Annotated in this window: 13 protein-coding genes; 7 read left to right on the top strand and 6 right to left on the bottom strand. The window is 42.8% G+C overall.

What is annotated here, in order from left to right; all coding sequences use genetic code 11:
* Positions 1-435 precede the first annotated feature (435 nt).
* The 3 genes from glgC to L4C35_RS07370 all read left to right on the top strand — a co-directional run bounded on the left by glgC (position 436) and on the right by L4C35_RS07370 (position 5,300).
* Positions 436-1,653, top strand: coding sequence for a glucose-1-phosphate adenylyltransferase (gene glgC / locus L4C35_RS07380; protein ID WP_428462274.1), 1,218 nt, complete (start codon positions 436-438; stop codon positions 1,651-1,653).
* On the top strand, positions 1,643-3,172 hold the full coding sequence (gene glgA / locus L4C35_RS07375) for a glycogen synthase GlgA (RefSeq protein ID WP_428462273.1): 1,530 nt from the start codon (positions 1,643-1,645) through the stop codon (positions 3,170-3,172). The genes glgC and glgA overlap by 11 nt, the downstream gene beginning before the upstream one ends.
* 244 nt (positions 3,173-3,416) lie before the next feature.
* Positions 3,417-5,300 carry a methyl-accepting chemotaxis protein gene (locus L4C35_RS07370; protein WP_428462272.1) on the top strand — a complete coding sequence of 628 codons (1,884 nt, stop codon included), beginning with the start codon at positions 3,417-3,419 and terminating at the stop codon, positions 5,298-5,300.
* Between the two features lie 109 nt (positions 5,301-5,409).
* Here L4C35_RS07370 and L4C35_RS07365 read toward each other — a convergent pair whose 3' ends face one another.
* From L4C35_RS07365 to L4C35_RS07345, 5 genes are all read right to left on the bottom strand, one after another.
* A complete protein-coding gene (locus tag L4C35_RS07365; protein ID WP_428462271.1) occupies positions 5,410-7,335 on the bottom strand; it encodes a glycogen debranching protein in 1,926 nt (641 codons plus the stop codon).
* 120 nt (positions 7,336-7,455) lie between these two features.
* Positions 7,456-8,280: a MalM family protein gene (locus L4C35_RS07360; protein WP_428462270.1), complete on the bottom strand. Its 825-nt coding sequence runs from the start codon at positions 8,278-8,280 to the stop codon at positions 7,456-7,458.
* Between the two features lie 112 nt (positions 8,281-8,392).
* Positions 8,393-9,604, bottom strand: a complete 1,212-nt coding sequence (locus tag L4C35_RS07355) for a maltoporin (RefSeq protein WP_428462344.1) — start codon at positions 9,602-9,604, stop codon at positions 8,393-8,395.
* A 691-nt stretch (positions 9,605-10,295) separates the two neighbouring features.
* A complete protein-coding gene (locus L4C35_RS07350; RefSeq protein WP_428462269.1) occupies positions 10,296-10,637 on the bottom strand; it encodes a hypothetical protein in 342 nt (113 codons plus the stop codon).
* Between the two features lie 146 nt (positions 10,638-10,783).
* Positions 10,784-10,963 carry a hypothetical protein gene (locus tag L4C35_RS07345; RefSeq protein ID WP_428462268.1) on the bottom strand — a complete coding sequence of 60 codons (180 nt, stop codon included), beginning with the start codon at positions 10,961-10,963 and terminating at the stop codon, positions 10,784-10,786.
* Positions 10,964-11,272: 309 nt separating this feature from the next.
* Between L4C35_RS07345 and L4C35_RS07340 the strand changes: the two genes are divergently transcribed.
* Complete coding sequence (locus L4C35_RS07340; RefSeq protein ID WP_428462267.1) at positions 11,273-13,198, top strand: BCCT family transporter; 1,926 nt, start codon at positions 11,273-11,275, stop codon at positions 13,196-13,198.
* A 213-nt stretch (positions 13,199-13,411) separates the two neighbouring features.
* Positions 13,412-14,344, top strand: coding sequence for a universal stress protein (locus tag L4C35_RS07335; protein ID WP_428462266.1), 933 nt, complete (start codon positions 13,412-13,414; stop codon positions 14,342-14,344).
* Positions 14,345-14,439: 95 nt separating this feature from the next.
* On the opposite strand, the gene malK is transcribed toward L4C35_RS07335, so the two are convergent.
* Positions 14,440-15,549 (bottom strand): maltose/maltodextrin ABC transporter ATP-binding protein MalK, encoded by a 1,110-nt coding sequence (gene malK / locus L4C35_RS07330; protein WP_428462265.1) that lies wholly within the window; start codon positions 15,547-15,549, stop codon positions 14,440-14,442.
* Between the two features lie 619 nt (positions 15,550-16,168).
* Here malK and malE point away from each other — a divergent pair.
* Positions 16,169-17,350, top strand: coding sequence for a maltose/maltodextrin ABC transporter substrate-binding protein MalE (gene malE, locus L4C35_RS07325; RefSeq protein WP_428462264.1), 1,182 nt, complete (start codon positions 16,169-16,171; stop codon positions 17,348-17,350).
* Positions 17,351-17,410: 60 nt separating this feature from the next.
* Positions 17,411-19,000 (top strand): maltose ABC transporter permease MalF, encoded by a 1,590-nt coding sequence (gene malF / locus L4C35_RS07320; RefSeq protein WP_428462263.1) that lies wholly within the window; start codon positions 17,411-17,413, stop codon positions 18,998-19,000.
* Position 19,001 lies beyond the last annotated feature (1 nt).

Here is a 19,001-nt window from a genome sequence, read left to right as displayed (position 1 = left end):
GGTTTTATCAAGGGGGAGAGAGCTTTTCTTTGTGTCTTGTTCCATTTTTCATTTCATCACGCTGTCTCTGCGTGTAATTAATCCGACATATTTCCATCATCACCCTGTATTCAAGCCTAGGTTAGGATTGTTTTTATGTATCCTTGTGGTTATGAAGTGTTGTAATAATTATTACAAGATTGCGATTTCATTTTACTTTATTTTTAATATTAATTATCTGTGTGTAGTGAATTGCTCAGCTTTATACGCCGTAAATTGTTTTTAAATCAGTGGTTAAGGCTGGTTTGTTGGTGAGGTTTAGGTGTTTGTGTTGAGGCTTGAAGTCGCATTTATTGGAAATATTCATCAATATTCAGTGCAAGGATATTCTCAACCGCCTGCAGAGTGTGATATATATGACAGCGATTGCTTAAATTAATAACACGGAGGTACACCATGGCTGGCGTTTTAGGAATGATTTTGGCAGGCGGAGAAGGCTCTCGTCTTCGTCCGTTAACGGATTCACGTACAAAACCTGCAGTGCCATTTGGTGGCAGTTACCGACTAGTTGATTTCGCATTAAACAATTTTGTTAATGCAGACTTAATGAAAATCTACGTTCTTACTCAGTTTAAATCTCAGTCTCTTTATGTCCACATGAAGAAAGGCTGGAACATCACAGGTATTACCGATCGTTTCATCGATCCTATCCCTGCTCAGATGCGTATGGGTAAACGCTGGTATGACGGTACAGCTGACGCCATTTATCAAAATATTCGATTTATCGAACTCGCAGAGCCAGAGCAAGTGTGTATTTTTGGTAGTGACCACATCTATAAAATGGATGTGAAGCAGATGCTTGACTACCACAAGGAAAAAGAAGCACAACTGACCGTTTCAGCCATTCGTATGCCGTTGCATGAAGCAAGTGCATTCGGTGTGATTGAAGTGGATGCTGAAGGGCGCATGGTAGGTTTTGAAGAAAAACCTGCAAATCCAAAATCGATTCCAGGTGACCCAGAGCACGCACTTGTGTCTATGGGTAACTACGTCTTTGAAACTGACGTATTGTGTAAAGAGCTTGAAGAAGACGCTGAGAATGAAAATTCTAGCCACGACTTCGGCAAAGACATCATTCCAAAACTGGTTCCTCAAGGTAAGGTGTTTGTTTATGACTTCAACACCAACATTATCCCAGGTGAACAAAATAACGGTTACTGGCGTGATGTAGGTACGATTGAATCGTACTGGCAGGCACACATGGATCTATTGTCGGAAGATGCACCATTCTCACTGTACAACCGTCAATGGCAGCTACATACCTTCTACCCACCACTACCACCTGCAACTGTGCTTGATAGCGAAGAATGCAAAGTTGATATTAATAACTGTATGGTATCAGCGGGTAGTTATATTCGTGGTGCGCGTATCCATAAGTCAGTACTTGGTTTCCGTACCAATGTTGATTGTTGTAGTACGATTTCAGAATCCATTATTTTGGGTGATGTGAAAATTGGTGCAAACTGCTCAATTCGCCGTGCGATTATTGATAAAAACGTCATGATCGCACCAGGGACTGTGATAGGTGAAAACCTAGAGGAAGATCGTAAGAAATATCACGTTTCAGACGAAGGAATCGTCGTAATCCCTAAAGGAGCGAAAATTGGCTACTAAGAAAAAAAGGGTAACGAATAAGCCGTTAAAAATCTTGTTCGTATCATCTGAAGTTGAAGGTTTAGTGAAAACAGGTGGGCTGGCTGATGTGGCTAAGTCTTTACCTGCAGCATTAAAAGCAATGGGGCACGATGTCCGTATCGCCATGCCTTATTATCGTGCGCTTGCTCAACGTGAACAGTTTGAACCTAGCATTAGCACTGAGCTAAATGTTGCGTCCCAACCAGCGCCTGCACCTTATCAGGTGATGCCGCTAAATAGCGGTGATGTTCCTGTGTACGCGATTGATGCGCCACAGTATTTTGATCGTGCTGAGCTTTATGCTGAAAATAATGAAGCTTATGCTGATAACGGCGAGCGCTTTGCCTTTTTTAGTGCCGCTTCACTCGATCTATGTGAGAAAGTAGGCTTTAAGCCGGACTTTATTCATTGCAATGATTGGCATACAGGACTAGTACCATTTTTACTGCGTACTCGTTATGCCGATAATACTTTCTTTGCCAATACAAAGAGTGTGTTAACTGTTCATAATGCGGTATTTAAAGGTGTATATAACTACGATCAATTCAGTTTGATTCCAGAGTTGATTCAGCACCGTTATATGCATTTAGAAATGGATGCCGCGCATATTAGCATGCTTAAGGCAGGTGTCGCTTATGCTAATAAAATTAATGCAGTAAGCCCTAATTATGCGTCTGAATTACTGACGCCATTAGGCGCACATGGCATGGACTTTGATTTCAACCAGCGCGTAAGTGATCTCTTTGGTATTGTGAATGGTTGCGACTATGATGACTGGAATCCAGAAACGGACCCATTTATTAAGCAGCACTTTAAAGCCAATAAGATCAGCATGACGCGTGGTAAGAAAGCGTGTAAACGTGATTTACAGCAGCAAGTGAATTTACCGACGAAAGATGTGCCTTTGTACGGCATGGTATGTCGACTCACCGAGCAGAAAGGTATTCATTACTTACTGCCTATTTTACAGCAGTTCCTCGTGCATGATGTACAGGTGGCGATTGTAGGAACAGGTGATCCTCGCTTAGCTGCTCAGCTACATGACTTGGTTAAGGCGAATCCTGAGAAGCTGTCATTTATTGAAGCATACGATAATACACTGGCACATAAAGTCGAAGCTGGCGCTGATTTCTTCTTAATGCCATCAGAGTTTGAACCTTGTGGTTTGAACCAGATGTATAGCTTAGCCTATGGTACATTACCAATTGTACGTAGCGTTGGTGGGTTAAAAGATACCGTCATTGATTACGATCAGACGCCGCAAGTTGCAACTGGCTTTATGTTTGATGCGCCAACGGCTGATGCATTGTTGATCACATTACAGCGCAGTTTGCTTTTATATTGTCAGCAACCGCAAGAGTTTAAGCGGATGCAGCAAAATGCAATGGCGTGTAAGTTCTTATGGCAAGAATCCGCTGAACGCTATCTAGAAATGTATTTAAGTGATGCGATTGATGATACTAGTGCTGAAATAAGCTCTGAATCATTGTCACAATAATAAATATATATGTTGAGAAGCCTCCATCTTTATGGGGGCTTTTTTTTATTTTTATACCGCTAATTTATAAATCCATCTGTATTGATGACGCAAATGGCATTGGTGCGTTCAATTATTCCTTTTGCGATTTATTAATTGTGTTAAAAATGTCATAATTGCTTTTATTTTAAGCCGTGAAATAAATGCGGCTTTTGGTCATAATTTAGAACATTCAAACACAATTATAACGTTAAGGTTAAAAATAATGAATTTAACACTTAGGCAAAAACTAGCAGTCTCGGCCAGTATTGCAATTGTTTTAGGAGGCTTGGTCGTTACCGCTTTGTCTTTTGTATCTTCGTTGGGGCGATTAGATCAAGACTTAAGTACCCGGCTAAAAGGTGTCGCATCGGCTTATAATCACTATGTTGTTGATTGGTTGGATGCAAAGGGTACGGCGCTTTCAGCTATGCCAACACGTATAGCGCAAGATGCAACGCAACTGCATTTAGAGCAAGTGCGTGATTCAGGTAAGTTTGACAATGTCTTTCTCGCTTATAGCGATGGCACACAAGACAATGCTAACAAGGTTATTCTTCCCCCTGGCAACAATGACCCGCGCCAGTGGCATTGGTTTCAAAATGCCATTAAGTTAAACGGTAAAGTAACCGTTGAAAACCCAACCGTTGCCGCGGCGACAGGGGCAAGCGTGGTATCTATGGGTAAAGCCATTAACATTTTCGGTCAGCAAGCTGTACTGGGTGCGGATGTGGAAATGGTTGATATTATTAAGCAGCTCGATGAAGTTATTTTACCGGGCAAAGGCTACATGTTTATCGCTAACGATGAAGGCAATATTTTTGCCCATGCAGATACCTCGTTACTGAATAAACCTGTGAATGCGAAAGACCGCGATTTAACCTTTGATTTATTACAGCGTCTTGCTCGTACAGGTCAGGTTTCTCAACAAGATATCACAGGCCATGAGAGCTATGTTTTTGTTGCGCCAATTCAAGGCACTAACTTAAACACGGTTATTGTAATTGATCATGACTCCGTGGTTGCTCCTCTTTACACCTCATTGTATGAACAGCTATTTACCACGCTGCTTGCAGTGATTGTGTGTGTGTTCTTATTCAATATGCTTTGTGCTTACCTGTTTAAACCGTTGCAGCAAGTCTCTAATGCATTAGCCTTGATTGCACAAGGTGGTGGTGACTTAACCCAGCGTATCGATATTGATACCAATGATGAAGTAGGTGATTTAGCCCGTAACTTCAACCGTTTTGTGGCGAGTCTGCAGACACTAATTGGTCATATTCGGGCACAGGGTGTGGAATTAAACCATACCTCAGTCGATGCGGAAAAACGCGCTGAACAGTCAGCACTAGAGCTAAGTCGCCAACAAGATGAAATTACCTTAGTCGCTACAGCGGTGACTGAGATGGCATCTGCTACGCAAGAAATCGCATCACATGCAGAGCAAACGGCGCGTGCAGCACAAGACTCTACCTCGCACACAACCAGTGGCCATGCCTTGGTGACCCAGAGCCGTGCGTCAATCAATAACCTTGCAACAGAAGTGAATGAAGCAACTCAGGTGATTGGTGAGCTTAATAGTCACGCACAGGGTATTAATAGCATTCTTTCTACCATTCAAGGCATCGCTGAACAAACTAACTTGCTTGCATTGAATGCGGCTATTGAAGCGGCGCGTGCCGGTGAACAAGGTCGAGGCTTTGCTGTTGTTGCTGATGAAGTGCGCGTACTTTCACAGCGAACACATACGTCGACTGAAGAAATTCAGAGCATGATTGCTACCTTACAAACGACAACCTCAAAAGCGGTTGGTTTGATGGAAACCAGTACGCAGCTTGCTCAATGTTCGGTAGATGATGCCGTTCAGGCAACAGCGGCACTGGATCAGATTAGTAATTCTGTAGCGCTGATTAGTGACATGGCGACTCAGATTGCGACCGCGGCTGAAGAACAAACGCACGTAACGGATGAGATCACTCAGAACACGACGACCATCAAAGATGTGACAGATCAATTAGCAGTCGATGCCCAATCATCACGTGAACAAGCGCAGAGTCTAAGCAAACAAGCATCAGACCTGAATGATAAAGTGGCAGCCTTTGTTGTTTAATCGTAATTGATTTGCTTTGTGTTATAGCCTAGCTACTGAGAGGCTATAAGGCTGAAATTAAAACGCCCGCTCAGGCATTCTGAGCGGGCGTTTTGTTTTATGGGGTATTTTATCTTCGATGCAGAATTGTCATCGAATGTGCAGACTGCATGTAAGTGGTACAAACTGTTGGCTGACTTGGATTTCGATCGGATGTATCACAAATAATCTCCCATGGGCTGCCTTTTGGTAGACGAAAGCGCGTTGGGATTTTGTCTGGATTGATCAGATACAGTAATTCAGAACCGCAGTGGTATAACCCCAAATGTAAAATGATTGGCGAATGTTGATGCCAGTCATCGACGTTTAAGCGTTGGCTATTGGGCTTCATCCAGTTTATACGGTGTTCACCACGGCTCTCACCTGAAAAGCCTTCAATAAAAGGCACCATGTATTTACTACGGGCAGCGATGATCTGCTGTAACCACTGATAAAAATCATGCTGTGTATCGCCTAATTGCCAATTAGCCCAGCTGATATCAGAATCTTGGCAGTAGGCGTTATTATTACCTTTTTGGGTATGCGATAAACTATCGACCGCAAGCAGGTGCGGAATACCAAAGCTAAACAGTAGGCTGGTGAGCAGGTTGCGTTTCTGTCTCTCGCGTAGGGTAACAATTGCGACCGTGTCAGTGGGCCCTTCGACACCGTGGTTGAATGAGCGGTTATCGCCGTGACCATCGCGGTTGTTTTCTTTATTTGCTTCATTGTGTTTACCGTTGTAAGAGACGAGATCTTGTAAGGTAAAACCATCATGATAGCTAATGTAATTGACGCTCAGTTTATCGGGCCATTTTGATGCACTAAAGAGATCGCGCGATCCCATTAAGCGGGTAGCGAAATCACCAAGGCTGGCACTGTGATTCCAAAAACTACGGGTTATATCGCGGAACTTATCATTGCATTCATTCCAACGCATCGGAAAGCCACCGAGTTGATAGCCGTTTGGCCCTATGTCCCATGGCTCGGCAATCAACTTGGTTGTTTGGAGCGCTGGGTCTTGGTGAATGCTTTGGAAAAATGCAGAACGTCGATCAAAAAGGGGACCTCTGCGACCTAATGTGGCGGCAAGGTCGAAACGAAAGCCATCGATTTGGTATTCTTCAACCCAATGGCGCAGTGAATCCATGACAGTTCTTAGCGCGGGTGGGTAGTTTAGATCGACAGTATTGCCACAGCCCGAATAATTCTCGAATTGATCTTGTCCATTCATTAAGTAGGTTTTTGGCGCCAGTTGTTTGAAGTTAAAAACAGGGCCACCCCGTCCACTTTCAGCAGTATGGTTGTAAACAACATCAAGAATGACTTCAATTCCGTGTTGATGCAGGGTACGCACCATGGTTTTTAGCTCGATGACGGGATCTGAAATGGCAAATTTCTTGTCTGGTGCAAACCAACAAAGTGGGTTGTATCCCCAAAAGTTGGTGAGCTTTTTATCGTGAAGATGTTCCTCATCTAAGCTGGTTGCTATCGGCATTAGCTGAAGTGTTGTGATGCCTAATGATTTAAAATGTTCAATGCATGCGGGGTGACAAAGGCCTAAATACTTACCTTGTAGCACAGTGGGTATATCTGGGTGGAGATGGGTAAAACCTTTTACATGGAGCTCGTAGACCAGTGTATTGGCCTGTTCTATCTGTGGTTTTTCGGTGCTTTGCCAGTCGAAGGCATGATGTGTAATCACAGCCGTTGGTACGGTTTCTGAGAGCAGGTTACAGCCTAACTGATGAGCATAAGGGTCGATAAGCCATAGTGTTTCTTTTTGCGTTACTACGCTGTAGGCGTAGTGTGTGCCAGCTTGGATACCGCTGACATGGGCAGAATAAATATGACTATGGTTTTTATGTAATGCTATAGAGTGATGATCGTTATTTTGATCAAAGATAACGAGAGTGAGTCCTTTGGCGTTTGGGGCGTGAATTGCAAAATTACACCCTGTCGCTGTGATAGTTGCACCAAGTGGGGCCGCGGTGCCTTTGGTTACTTGCCAGTCCATGGGTTCCTCAATACGCAATAAAGGCTGCCAAGGCAGCCTTTGTAATATTCACACTATCATTAGCAGCGGATACCCTGCCAAAAAGTCATGATAGTGATTGAATAAATGTCCTGATTGTTATCATTTCTTCGCTTCAACGGCATTAATGAAGGTTGGTCGTGCATCGGCAATACCCAGTCTCTCTGCTTCATCAAGTAGTTTCATCGCTTTATTAAGATCACCATTATTCACTGCATTCTCGATGGAATTCAAGTAGTAACCTTTAGTTTCTTTTATTGTTGGTGCATGGTCACCCGCAGGGCCGTTACTTACTATTTGGTTATTAGCCATGCTCGGTGAAGACAGCATGAGTGAAAACTGCCCTTTAGAGCCACTGTGTTGCACGATAGGATCTGCAATTTCAGGTGGCTGAGTGCTACGAGCTATAGCATAAGCTTTTGCAGGGTGCAGTACGGTGGTTGATTTAACAATATCTTCTGGTGTGGAAAATACGAGGATTCGAGCTTCTTTTTCTGTTAGTGGTGGTAGAAAAGTAAATTTACCTACTAAGCGATCATCTTCCAGCATAGCCGCTGGCTCATATTTAAATTGTGCTGAAGTATATTCTTGTACTAATTGGTTTTTGCTGTTGTAAATTTGGATTGTTGGCGAGTAGATCGTTTTATTCGCGTAGCTTTTTAGCTCAATGGTAATTGCTCCGCGGTTGGCTGGGACTGTAAATGCGGCGATGCCACTTTTACTTAGGGGATTATTTAAGTGTTGGCTGGTGCCATCAATTGTAAATTTAGTCGTACTTGGTAGTTGTATTGGGGTCCAAGTAATTTGGTCAATGGATTGTAGGTTTTTTTCTACTTGGTTTGGGGCAGCCGTAGTCACTACATCTTGCGACGTAACACAACCGCTTAGCAAGGTAGCTAATAGCAACATAGGGAAGGTTTTTTTCATAATTATTACCACCTTTGACTGTATTTGCTTTGTCTAAAATAACGAATACACAAAGCAAATACAGCTGGCCTAGTTAGGCCAGCTGTGATTTTATGCTAGAGAAGCGAAGTGCTTACCACCATGCTTCAACTTGAACACCAACACTGTATTCAGAGTCTTTATCACCGAATGCTTTGTCGTTTTTGCTATCTTTTAAGTAGCTAGCGTATACGCGTAGTTCAGGACGAGCCCAGAAGCTAGAGCCAGCAGACCAGGCTTGTGCAACCGTCAATTTGCTACCTGCTTTGTCTTTTGTTGTATTATTCTCTGGTGCATTCTTCTCATCGAAGATACCGGCTTCGAAGATAGTTTTCATGTGGTTGTCCCATTTGTACATAGGGCGAACCACTGCGTTCCAGATTTTGTGATCATCTTGGCTATCGTAGCTAGATGCTGCGTATACAAGTTGGTGACCAATTTCGAAGCTTTCTGTTGGTGCTACCACACCCCAGTTGATGATTCGGTAACCTTTTACGCCGTCATCAGATTTGGTGTTTGTGTAGTGACCTGCACCTAGAGCAGCCATTTGCTCACCAAAACCGTTAGTACCGTATTGAAGTACAGTTTTGTTGAAGCCACCAAGTAGGTTGCCTTGAGTTAATTCAGCCGTACCCATTACACTGTCTTTGAATTCAACGCCTTTGTCTTGAGTATCTGTTGGGTTCGCTTTGTTATAGTTGATACCTACTTCAAGGCTAGCGTCAGACCATAGGTTGATACCGCTGTAGCGAACGTCGAAGTTATTACCGTTAACTTTACCGTCGTCATCGCGTAGCCAAGCTACAGATAGTTTACCTGGACCTACAGATAGGTTTTCAATACCAGCACCTGCGCCAGACGTATCCCAGTAGTAGAAATCAGAGATGTGAATGTCATGGCGTTGGTAGTAGCGCTTACCTGCCCATAGCACGGCTTCTGAATCGCTAGCGATTAGGCCTTTAGCTTGAACATTGAATTGACGAAGAGCAATTGAATCCTCTTTACCATCTAATGTTTCCCAATCGCTAGAACCATTAGCAGAAACAGCAAGCATTGAATCAACGTAGAAAGATGCACCGTCTTGGTTGTAAACTTCTTTACCTAGACCAATTTCACCGTATACGTCGTTTTCGTTACCTAGACGGCCAACTTTAGTTTTCTCGTAAGAATAGTTTGCACCATTGTCGCCACTGATGCCAACACCGGCACGCATGTAACCATGGAAATCAACGCCATCAGATGCCATTGCAGAGGCTGATACTAAAGCTGCTGATACAGCCGCAGCTGTTAGGCAGATTTTGCTCATCTTCATTTGTAACTCCTTAAGTGAAACATTATGTTCTTGTTGTTTTTCCGTTATAACAATTAGGCTGATGAAACCGCCCTTTTTATAATTCTTTGCAAAGCCTTTATTTCATGAAGGCTTTGCAAAGAATTGGCGGGAATCAGGGTGTTCCTCCCGCCGACCGTGAGGCCAAATCTCAAATGTGTATGCGAGAAAAAGAGTGAACTCAGCAATAAAACTCTTATCCGTAATTGGATACAGCAATTGTGCGCCTGCGGTTAATTAACAGCATCCTCCTCCGAGATATTAATTTTAGGAGGAGGAGGGAGGAGGAGTGTGTAGATCACACTTTGTTATTTCATAAAGGAAAATAGAGCAGAGATGCTTATTAAACGTGGTGAAGATCACTTAAATAAAAAAGGTGTGATCATGGTCATGTAATTAATTTGAACTTAATCACGCAAGAAGTCATTCCCCAGGGGGATGAGATAGGCGTATTAAACGTTTTGCACTTTACCATGAATAAAAATTGTGACGAGACGGCAATTGTTAATGAGTGATGTGAATTTATATCTGTGATCAATTCACAATTTATTTTCTATTTAGTGTTGATAATAAGATTTTCATCACAGTTTTATACTCATAACTGTATGCAGACCACTGAATATTAAAAAGGCATTTGAATATGAAAAACAAATGCCTTTAATTGAATTTAATTTCTGATGTGTTGGTGATTTAAATAACCGGGTTCATAAATGCCATTTTTATAATTCCCAATCTTAGAAAGCTGATCACCAGAAGTGGCGGTGCGATGTGTGCGTGTCTGTATTGGGTAATTAACGTAATTGGGTTCAATGGCCCCCGTTCTCGCTTGATGGTTGATAGAGAGTGGTTCACTAGCCACGCCACTTGATCTTTCACGGGCATGACTATAGTTGGCATAACCCGGTTGATAGGTGCCGTTAGCAGTAAAGTGACCGATGTTCTGTAAATCCGCTTGTACGAAAAAGCTGAAGCCTAGGGCTAAAGTGGCAATAACGGTTTTGCTAAACATACTGAATCCTTATGGTGAAGTGACTCAGATAAAAAGACCGTTACGACGGTGTTTTCTTTCATGACATGAAATAATAAATAAAGCGCCTTATGCTGTTTCGGGAGCAAAAGGCGCTTTACATTGAATCAGCTGTTGAATGAAGTAGATCATTCATCAAAAAAAGCCCGCCCTTCGATGGAGTAGGGTTCGTTACTATCATAAAGGTTGGATTTTCCTCTATATTCAGCCAGTTTTTTCTCGAGTAAAGCAGCTTCGTAGTAATTACCTTCTTCATATGCCGTTGCAATACGGAGTTCGATATCTTCGAGTCTCTCTTTATTGTGCATTAGAAATCCTCCAATGATTTATAGCTATGCCATTACCCGAATATTGACTTATTCAGATAGGTGTTAGACCGACTTTCATTATCAGTTTATGTCAGTTCTGTTATTTTTTCCTCTTAGCTATAACGGCTTTTTCGTGGTTTTCCCTCCTGATAAAACGGAGATTTTATTAGATAAAAACAGGGTTACAGTAGGGATGATTTATCAGTAATTTTATTGATTAAGACGATGAAATAGTTCGTTTGTCATTGGTGTGGGAAGTCTTGATTATCGCGGTATTCAGATTTGATCTTATCGCTGTAAGGAGACACAGTGAATACTCGCAATAAACACTTTGAATTAATTGATAAACCCACATTTTTGGGTGCGTTAGGCATGCTGATAGCGGTTGTGCTACCACTCCTTATCTTCCCAACTGAAGGCGCAGAATGGATTGCGATTGCTAAAACATTCATGACGGATAAGCTAGGGTTTTTATACCTTGGTCTAGGTCTCGCATCATTTTTCTTTATGATTTATATCGTTTTTTCTGATATTGGTCAGATTAAACTGGGTGATAGCGATGAAGAACCAGAGTTTAAAACCGCCTCTTGGGCTGCCATGCTTTTCTGTGGCGGTATTGGTGCCAGTATTTTATTTTGGGGCGTAATTGAATGGGCGTACTACTACCAAAGCCCACCTTTTCAGTTAGAGCCTGGTAGCGAAGAGGCCGTTCGTTGGGCGGCAACCTACGGTATCTTCCACTGGGGGCCTATTGCATGGGCTATTTATTTGGTGCCAGCGATCCCTATGGCTTACTTTTTTTATGTGCGTAAGCAACCTGTACTAAAAGTATCCGCCGCCTTAATGCCAGTGCTGGGTGAAGCACGTAGTCATGGTTGGATAGGTAAAGTGATCGATGTGCTGTTTATCTTTGGTTTGCTAGGTGGTGGTGCAACCACATTAGGCCTTGCCGCGCCTTTGATTACAGAAGGTGTTAATTACCTATTTGGTATACCGAAAACCATGATGACACAAATTGGTGTGCTCTTTGTTTGTACCGCGATTTTTGGTTACTCCGCTTATGCTGGTATGGAAAAAGGCATTAAACTACTGAGTAACATCAACTTTTGGGGAGCGATTGGCTTACTTGCGTTTATTCTGGTTGCAGGTCCTACTATTTTCATGTTGGAAACGGGTCTAGATTCGTTAGGCCGTATGCTATCAAACTTCTTTGTTATGGCGACATGGGCTGAACCTTTTGGTGGCTATGGTTCATTTGAAAATACCCACTTCCCACAAGATTGGACAATCTTCTACTGGGCATGGTGGCTAGTGTTTGCACCAAGCATGGGCTTATTTATTACCCGTATTTCACGTGGTCGTACTATTAAGCAAATGGTGACAGGTTCGATCTTCTTTGGATCTATGGGCTGTTTCCTATTCTTCATGATTTTGGGCAACTATGGTTTATCACTACAACTGTCTGGTACCTTGGATGTTGTTGGTATCCTTAATTCGGAAGGTGCAAACAAGGCAATATTCTCTATTTTGCAGCAATTACCATTCAGCACTTTAGTGATTGCGGTATTTACGTTGCTTTGTTTAATTTTCACCGCGACAACCTTTGACTCTATCTCTTACATTTTGGCCTCTGTGGTGCAAAAAAATGTAACGGGTGATCCAATGCGTTGGAACCGCCTATTCTGGGCGTTTGCATTATCATTCATGCCGGCGGTTCTGTTGTTCATGGGCGGTTTATCCACCCTACAAACGGCAGCGATTGTCGGTGGTTTACCACTGCTTGTGATTGCCGTGATGTTGATGATATCGGCGGTTAAAGCAGCGACATTGGATTTAACCCATCAAGATGGTTATGAAGATCCTGTGATCAACATTGAAGATCTGCCTGAGATCGATCCTTGGTCAAAAGAAGGGATGGCGTTTTCAAAGTTTGAACAGTTAAAAGACGTTGCAATCGAAGCGGCCGTGAATGAGCGAACAGCACTGAATGCAATTTGGAAAACCAAAAAGGCCATTCGTGCTGCAGCGCTTGCCAAAGGCGTGCATGAAAGTGAAGAAGATGCCATTCCACAAGATTTGCTGGATGAATTGGATCGTCTAACCAATGAAGCGATGCTGGCTAAAGAAGAAAAAATTGAAGCGTCTGAACTAGCACAAGCTGCACGCATTGAATTTAATGATTTAGTCAAACAGCGAGAATTAGTTGAGACAGAAAATGTCGCAGTTTCTTCGTAATCATGTTGAATAACGGCTGAAGTTTGTTTTCAGTGCAATATCAAAGCCCCATTTATTGCTTTTATAAGCGATGGTGGGGCTTTCCTATTTTCGCTACATATAACCACTTTGCGTCTAATGACTTATTGCGACTGTTTATCTATGCTAATTAATATTTCTGCATTGTAGGCTAACAAGCAATGCGACTACCGTATAGTACGATCAGGAGCTTGTATGAAATGTATTCAACTATTGTTCCCCATTGTGCCAGAACAGCCCATTAATGATTCTCTTCATCAAGCGTTGAAGCTAGCTGATCAATGTTCTTCGCATGTTACTTTACTCACTGTGATTGAAGATCTTGCTGAGTTTAAAGAAATTTATCGCTATTCAGGAACAACACTCAATATCTTGGATGAAGCGACCAAAATTTATTATGCAGCGCTGAACGAGCATATTCAGTTGCTAAAAAGCCAATACGCCAATATTAAGTTTCAAACTAAAATTCGTATTGGTGTTCCTTACATTGAAATTATCAAAGAAGCCAAAGAGTTACAGGCGACCATGGTCGTGATTGACTCTCATCGACCTGATAAGGCTATTGCCTGTCAGAGAGGCAGTAATACGCTGAATTTGATGAGAAAATCTGAAGTGCCAATTTGGTCGATCAGTACTGATATTGCATCGGTGAAGCGTGTTGTTGCCGCTATTGATTTAACGAACCAAGATTACCAGAGTTTTAATCATAAGATCATATCGTTAGCATCAGATATTTGCTCTGTGTTTGGTGCAGAACTTATCTTATGCCACGCTTGGCGATTAGAGTCTGAGGGCTTTTTGAGAAAGTGGAACAGATATGAAGATATTGATATTGCTTTGCTTTCCAAGAGTATGCGGGATGATCGCATGACTCGGCTACAATCTTTGTTGGAGCCTTATGAGAATAGTGCCATCACTACCGATGTTAAATTGCTTGAAGGCGAGACCCGTGAAGTATTACCTGAATATGTCGTAAATAGCGATATCGATTTAGTCATTCTTGGCTCGCTTTCGCGGGAAGGAATTGCTGGTTTTCTGATGGGGAATACCGCGGAATCTATTTTGAATCAGCTAGACTGTTCGGTGGTTACGCTAAAACCAGATTCATTCAAGTCACCAGTGCTTTAGGCTAGCCCTAAAAAGATAAGGCAGTGAGTGATTAACTCGCTGCCTTTTTCTTACGCATGTAAAGGGGGATCGTTACATTCGTTTATTTATGGCGATTAAATGCCGTCTTCTTTGTACAGGCGTTGACATGCTTTACCATCGCTGTGGAATAGGTGGCAACGGTTTGCTGGGATACCAATTTCGAAATTATCACCTGCTTCAATATTTAGTGTATCTGTTTCGCGGTAAATAAAGTTAGCATCTACACCACTAAGGCCGAGGTAAACTTGGGTTTCATGGCCAAGTTTTTCAACAACTTGTACTTTACCTTCGATACATGCATCCCCTTCAGCGCATGGAACTAAGTGCTCTGGACGGATACCAAGCGACATGCGTTCACCACGGGTGACGGTTGTACCATCGACAGGGATCCAGAACGCTTTGCCATTGGCCAGTTGTACCATCACACGGTCTTTCTCTGCCTGCTCAATGAACACACTCATGAAGTTCATTTTTGGTGAGCCAATAAAGCCCGCCACAAAGCGGTTTTGTGGGTAATGGTAAAGCTCAAGTGGTTTACCCACCTGCGAAACAAAACCATCGTCCAGCACGACAATCTTATCAGCCATTGTCATGGCTTCAATTTGGTCATGGGTTACGTAAATCATGGTGCTACCAAGCTGTTTGTGCAGCTTAGATAGCTCGATACGCATTTGAACACGCAGTGCGGCATCAAGGTTAGACAGTGGTTCATCTAATAGGAACACATCAGGTTGTGCAACAAGCGTACGGCCAATAGCAACACGCTGACGTTGACCACCTGATAAAGCTTTAGGTTTACGCTCTAGTAGATGACCAAGCTGTAGGATGTCGGCGGCATGATCGACACGCTTTTTGGTTTCGCCTTTATCTGCTTTTGCTAATTTCATCCCGAATGACATGTTATCAAATAGGTTTAAGTGCGGATAAAGTGCATAAGATTGGAATACCATACCCACGCCACGTTCTGACGGTGGAATATCATTCATTCGTTTGTCGCCAATGAACAAATCACCAGAGGTGATATCTTCTAGGCCTGCAATACAGCGAAGTAGTGTTGATTTACCACAACCTGATGGCCCAACGAATACAACGAACTCTCCTTCAGCGATGTCGAGATCGACATTCTTGGAAATCAGGTTATCTCCATATGCTTTACATACATTTCGTAAAGTGACACTCGTCATCGAGCCATTCCTCTAAGTTTTGTTGTCGCCTGTAAGCAGCATGGTATTCATACGTCTGCTTACGGGTAAAGAATTTTATGAGTATGTTGAAGAAAAAGCGGTAGCGGCTACACCTGGCAGATGTTAGTCCGCTACCTTACCAATCACACATGGCTTACTTCCCCAAGAAGTCATGTGGTGTTTAATTCTAGCGGTATGTCGACACCAGAATTACGTCGGTCAAAAAACAATAACAGTCAATGCGGTTAAACATCTTCAACAACCCAATTGGGTATGTCGCTATTTTCATCAAGATGGCAATCAATAACATCCTCCTTGGGTTAAATTAAAATAGGGTGACGGAGGGGGAGGAGTACTTAGATCACACTTTGAAAAGTAAGAGGATGAGGTTTTTTTTATACCCCAATAACATGTGCTTTCTATCACAAAATAGAGGGGTTATTAGATCTTCGTCACGGAGTCATATCGACCGTGATCACGCTTTTGATTCTTGGCTATCGGGGGCGTAGTAGATAGGAGGATGTGACTTGCCCGCCAGTAATGGATGATTAAGACTGAAATTGCGGTATGAGCGGTATGCCATACCCACCAAAAATAACAATCACGAAGGATGTTAAAAATGAAGAAAGTCCTCAGTACTGTAGCGCTTTGTACCCTAGCAGCTCTTGGTTCAATCAGTGCGCATGCAGCAATTGAAGAAGGTCAATTGACCATCTGGATCAATGGCGATAAGGGCTACAACGGATTAGCAGAAGTAGGTAAGCAATTTGAAGCAGATACGGGTATTAAGGTAACTGTTTCTCATCCTGATAAACTTGAAGAGAAATTCCCACAGCAAGCTTCTACTGGTGACGGTCCAGATATCATCTTCTGGGCACACGACCGCTTTGGTGGTTATGCACAAGCCGGTCTTTTAGCTGAAGTGAAACCATCCGCTGACTTTAAGAAACAGTTTGTTGATTTCACTTGGGATGCTGTGTCTTACAACGGTCAGTATGTTGGTTACCCTGTTGCAGTAGAAGCACTTTCTCTTATTTACAACAAAGCATTGATTAAAACGCCACCTAAGAACTGGGAAGAAATGGCCGCACTTGATAAGGAACTACAAAAAGATGGTAAAAAAGCCATCATGTGGAACTTACAAGAACCCTTCTTCACATGGCCTGTACTTGCCGCTGATGGCGGTTACGCATTCAAATTTACCGCTAACGGCTACGATGCAAAAGATGTGGGCGTAAATAACGATGGCGCAAAACGCGCAATGACATTCGTGAAAAAATTGGTTGATGGTGGTGTGATTGCACCAGACGTTGATTACTCAATTGCTGAGTCTGGTTTCAACAAAGGCGAAGTAGCAATGACAATCAATGGTCCTTGGTCTTGGGGCAACATTGACAAAGCTGGCATCGATTACGGTGTTGCGGTTCTTCCTAAACTAAATGGCAACCCTTCTAAGCCTTTTGTTGGTGTCCTAACGGCTGGTATCAGCACAGCATCACCTAACCAAGACTTAGCGGTTGAGTTTATTGAAAACTACCTACTGACTAACGATGGTCTACGTAAAGTAAATAACGATACCCCACTAGGCGCTGTTGCATTGAAATCATTCCAATCTGAGCTAAGCGAAGATACCCGTATTGCCGCAACAATGGACAATGCGATGAATGGTGAAATTATGCCTAACATTCCTCAAATGTCGGCATTCTGGTACGCAGAAAAAGCGGCTATCGGTAACGTAGTAACAGGTCGTCAATCTGTTGATGACGCACTAAACACTGTTGCAGAACGTATTACCAAGTAACACTACCCATCCCGAGGGGAGGCATGCTTCCCCTCGAAAGAAGCACTGTGAGGATCACTAATGCAGTCTCATCAAACTGCCGACATGGCGATAGACGATTCCGATATGGAAAATTCAAAAAAAACTAGCCTTGACCATAAGAAATGGCTTAAGTGGGCCACGTTAGGATTAGTTAGTCTAATCAACGGCTACGCCACGATTCTAATGTATGCTCGCAGCGAATATGCCTTTGCATTATTAACGCTATTTGTCACTGCGCTCGGCGTGTACGTTTTTGCGCGTAAAGAAACCTATGCCCACCGTTATATTTTCCCGGGTGTGGCTGGGATGATCCTATTCATTATTTTCCCTTTGCTTTATACCATAGGGTTAGCATTCACTAACTATAGTGGTTCCAATCAGCTGACATTTGACCGTGCACAAAGTGTTTTGCTTCAACAGAGCTTTCAAAGTGGCGATAGCTACAAGTTCACCATGTATGAGCACGATGGCAAATACAGTATTGCGGTCAAAGATGGCGAGCAGTGGTATGTGACAGGTAATATTGATCTTGCACAGCCACCTGTTGATGATGTGTTATTAACGCGTAGTGAAGCCCCACAAGGTAACAAAGCGCCGCTTAAAACTGTGATTGGTAACCGTACAGCACTGTCTGATATCACATTAGCAACGGCAGAAGGCACAGAACTGAAGATGTCAGGGCTACGTACCTTTGCTGAGATCACACCGTTGTACATGCTACAAGATGATGGCGAAACACTGATTAACCAACGTGAAAACGTCACACTAAAACCAAATTGGGATATTGGTCATTACCAACAAGTTGACGCAAATGGTGAGTTTGTGGGTGAGCCACTGTCGCCAGGTTTCATTGTTAACATTGGTATGGATAATTTTACCCGTATCTTCACTGATCCAGGTATTCAAGGTCCATTCTTAAAAATCTTTGTTTGGACAGTTGTGTTCTCTGCACTGACTGTTGTGCTCACGCTCGCTGTGGGTGTGGTGCTGGCTCAAATTGTTTCTTGGGAAGCACTAAAAGGCCGTGGTGTTTACCGTGTGCTCTTGATTCTGCCTTATGCGGTGCCGGCTTTTATCTCTATTTTGATATTCAAAGGTTTGTTCAACCAAAGCTTTGGTGAGATCAACCAAGTATTAGAAGGTCTATTTGGTTTAAGCCCTGCATGGTTTACTGACCCATTCTTAGCGAAAACTATGATTATCATAGTGAATACTTGGTTGGGTTACCCGTACATGATGATTCTTGCAATGGGTCTATTAAAAGCCATTCCAGAAGACTTGTATGAAGCATCAGCGATGGATGGTGCAGGCCCTATTGATAACTTTTTCAATATTACAATGCCACTGCTTGTTAAGCCGATGATCCCGCTACTGATTGCGAGCTTTGCGTTTAACTTTAACAACTTTGTACTGATTCAGTTATTGACCAATGGTGCACCAGATATGATTGGTACGAGTGTGCCAGCAGGTCATACCGATTTACTTGTTAGTTACACCTACCGTATCGCGTTTGAAGGTGCAGGTGGCCAAGACTTCGGCCTAGCAGGTGCTATCGCAACGATCATCTTCCTATTGGTTGGTGGCCTGTCGCTACTGAACATGAAATTCACTAAGCTTGAATCTGAGTAAG

The organism is Photobacterium kagoshimensis (assembly GCF_050337045.1).
Taxonomy (GTDB): Bacteria; Pseudomonadota; Gammaproteobacteria; order Enterobacterales; family Vibrionaceae; genus Photobacterium; species Photobacterium kagoshimensis.
The sequence above is the reverse complement of the archived record's forward strand: the minus strand, read 5'-3'. Positions and strand labels throughout refer to the sequence as shown.

Coding starts and splice junctions, on each gene's coding strand:
- malF (WP_428462263.1), top strand. CDS start 17,411: ATGCAGTCTCATCAAACTGCCGACATGGCGATAGACGATTCCGATATG.
- L4C35_RS07345 (WP_428462268.1), bottom strand. CDS start 10,963: ATGCACAATAAAGAGAGACTCGAAGATATCGAACTCCGTATTGCAACG.
- L4C35_RS07355 (WP_428462344.1), bottom strand. CDS start 9,604: ATGAGCAAAATCTGCCTAACAGCTGCGGCTGTATCAGCAGCTTTAGTA.
- malK (WP_428462265.1), bottom strand. CDS start 15,549: ATGACGAGTGTCACTTTACGAAATGTATGTAAAGCATATGGAGATAAC.
- L4C35_RS07350 (WP_428462269.1), bottom strand. CDS start 10,637: ATGTTTAGCAAAACCGTTATTGCCACTTTAGCCCTAGGCTTCAGCTTT.
- L4C35_RS07365 (WP_428462271.1), bottom strand. CDS start 7,335: ATGGACTGGCAAGTAACCAAAGGCACCGCGGCCCCACTTGGTGCAACT.
- glgC (WP_428462274.1), top strand. CDS start 436: ATGGCTGGCGTTTTAGGAATGATTTTGGCAGGCGGAGAAGGCTCTCGT.
- L4C35_RS07335 (WP_428462266.1), top strand. CDS start 13,412: ATGAAATGTATTCAACTATTGTTCCCCATTGTGCCAGAACAGCCCATT.
- malE (WP_428462264.1), top strand. CDS start 16,169: ATGAAGAAAGTCCTCAGTACTGTAGCGCTTTGTACCCTAGCAGCTCTT.
- L4C35_RS07360 (WP_428462270.1), bottom strand. CDS start 8,280: ATGAAAAAAACCTTCCCTATGTTGCTATTAGCTACCTTGCTAAGCGGT.
- L4C35_RS07370 (WP_428462272.1), top strand. CDS start 3,417: ATGAATTTAACACTTAGGCAAAAACTAGCAGTCTCGGCCAGTATTGCA.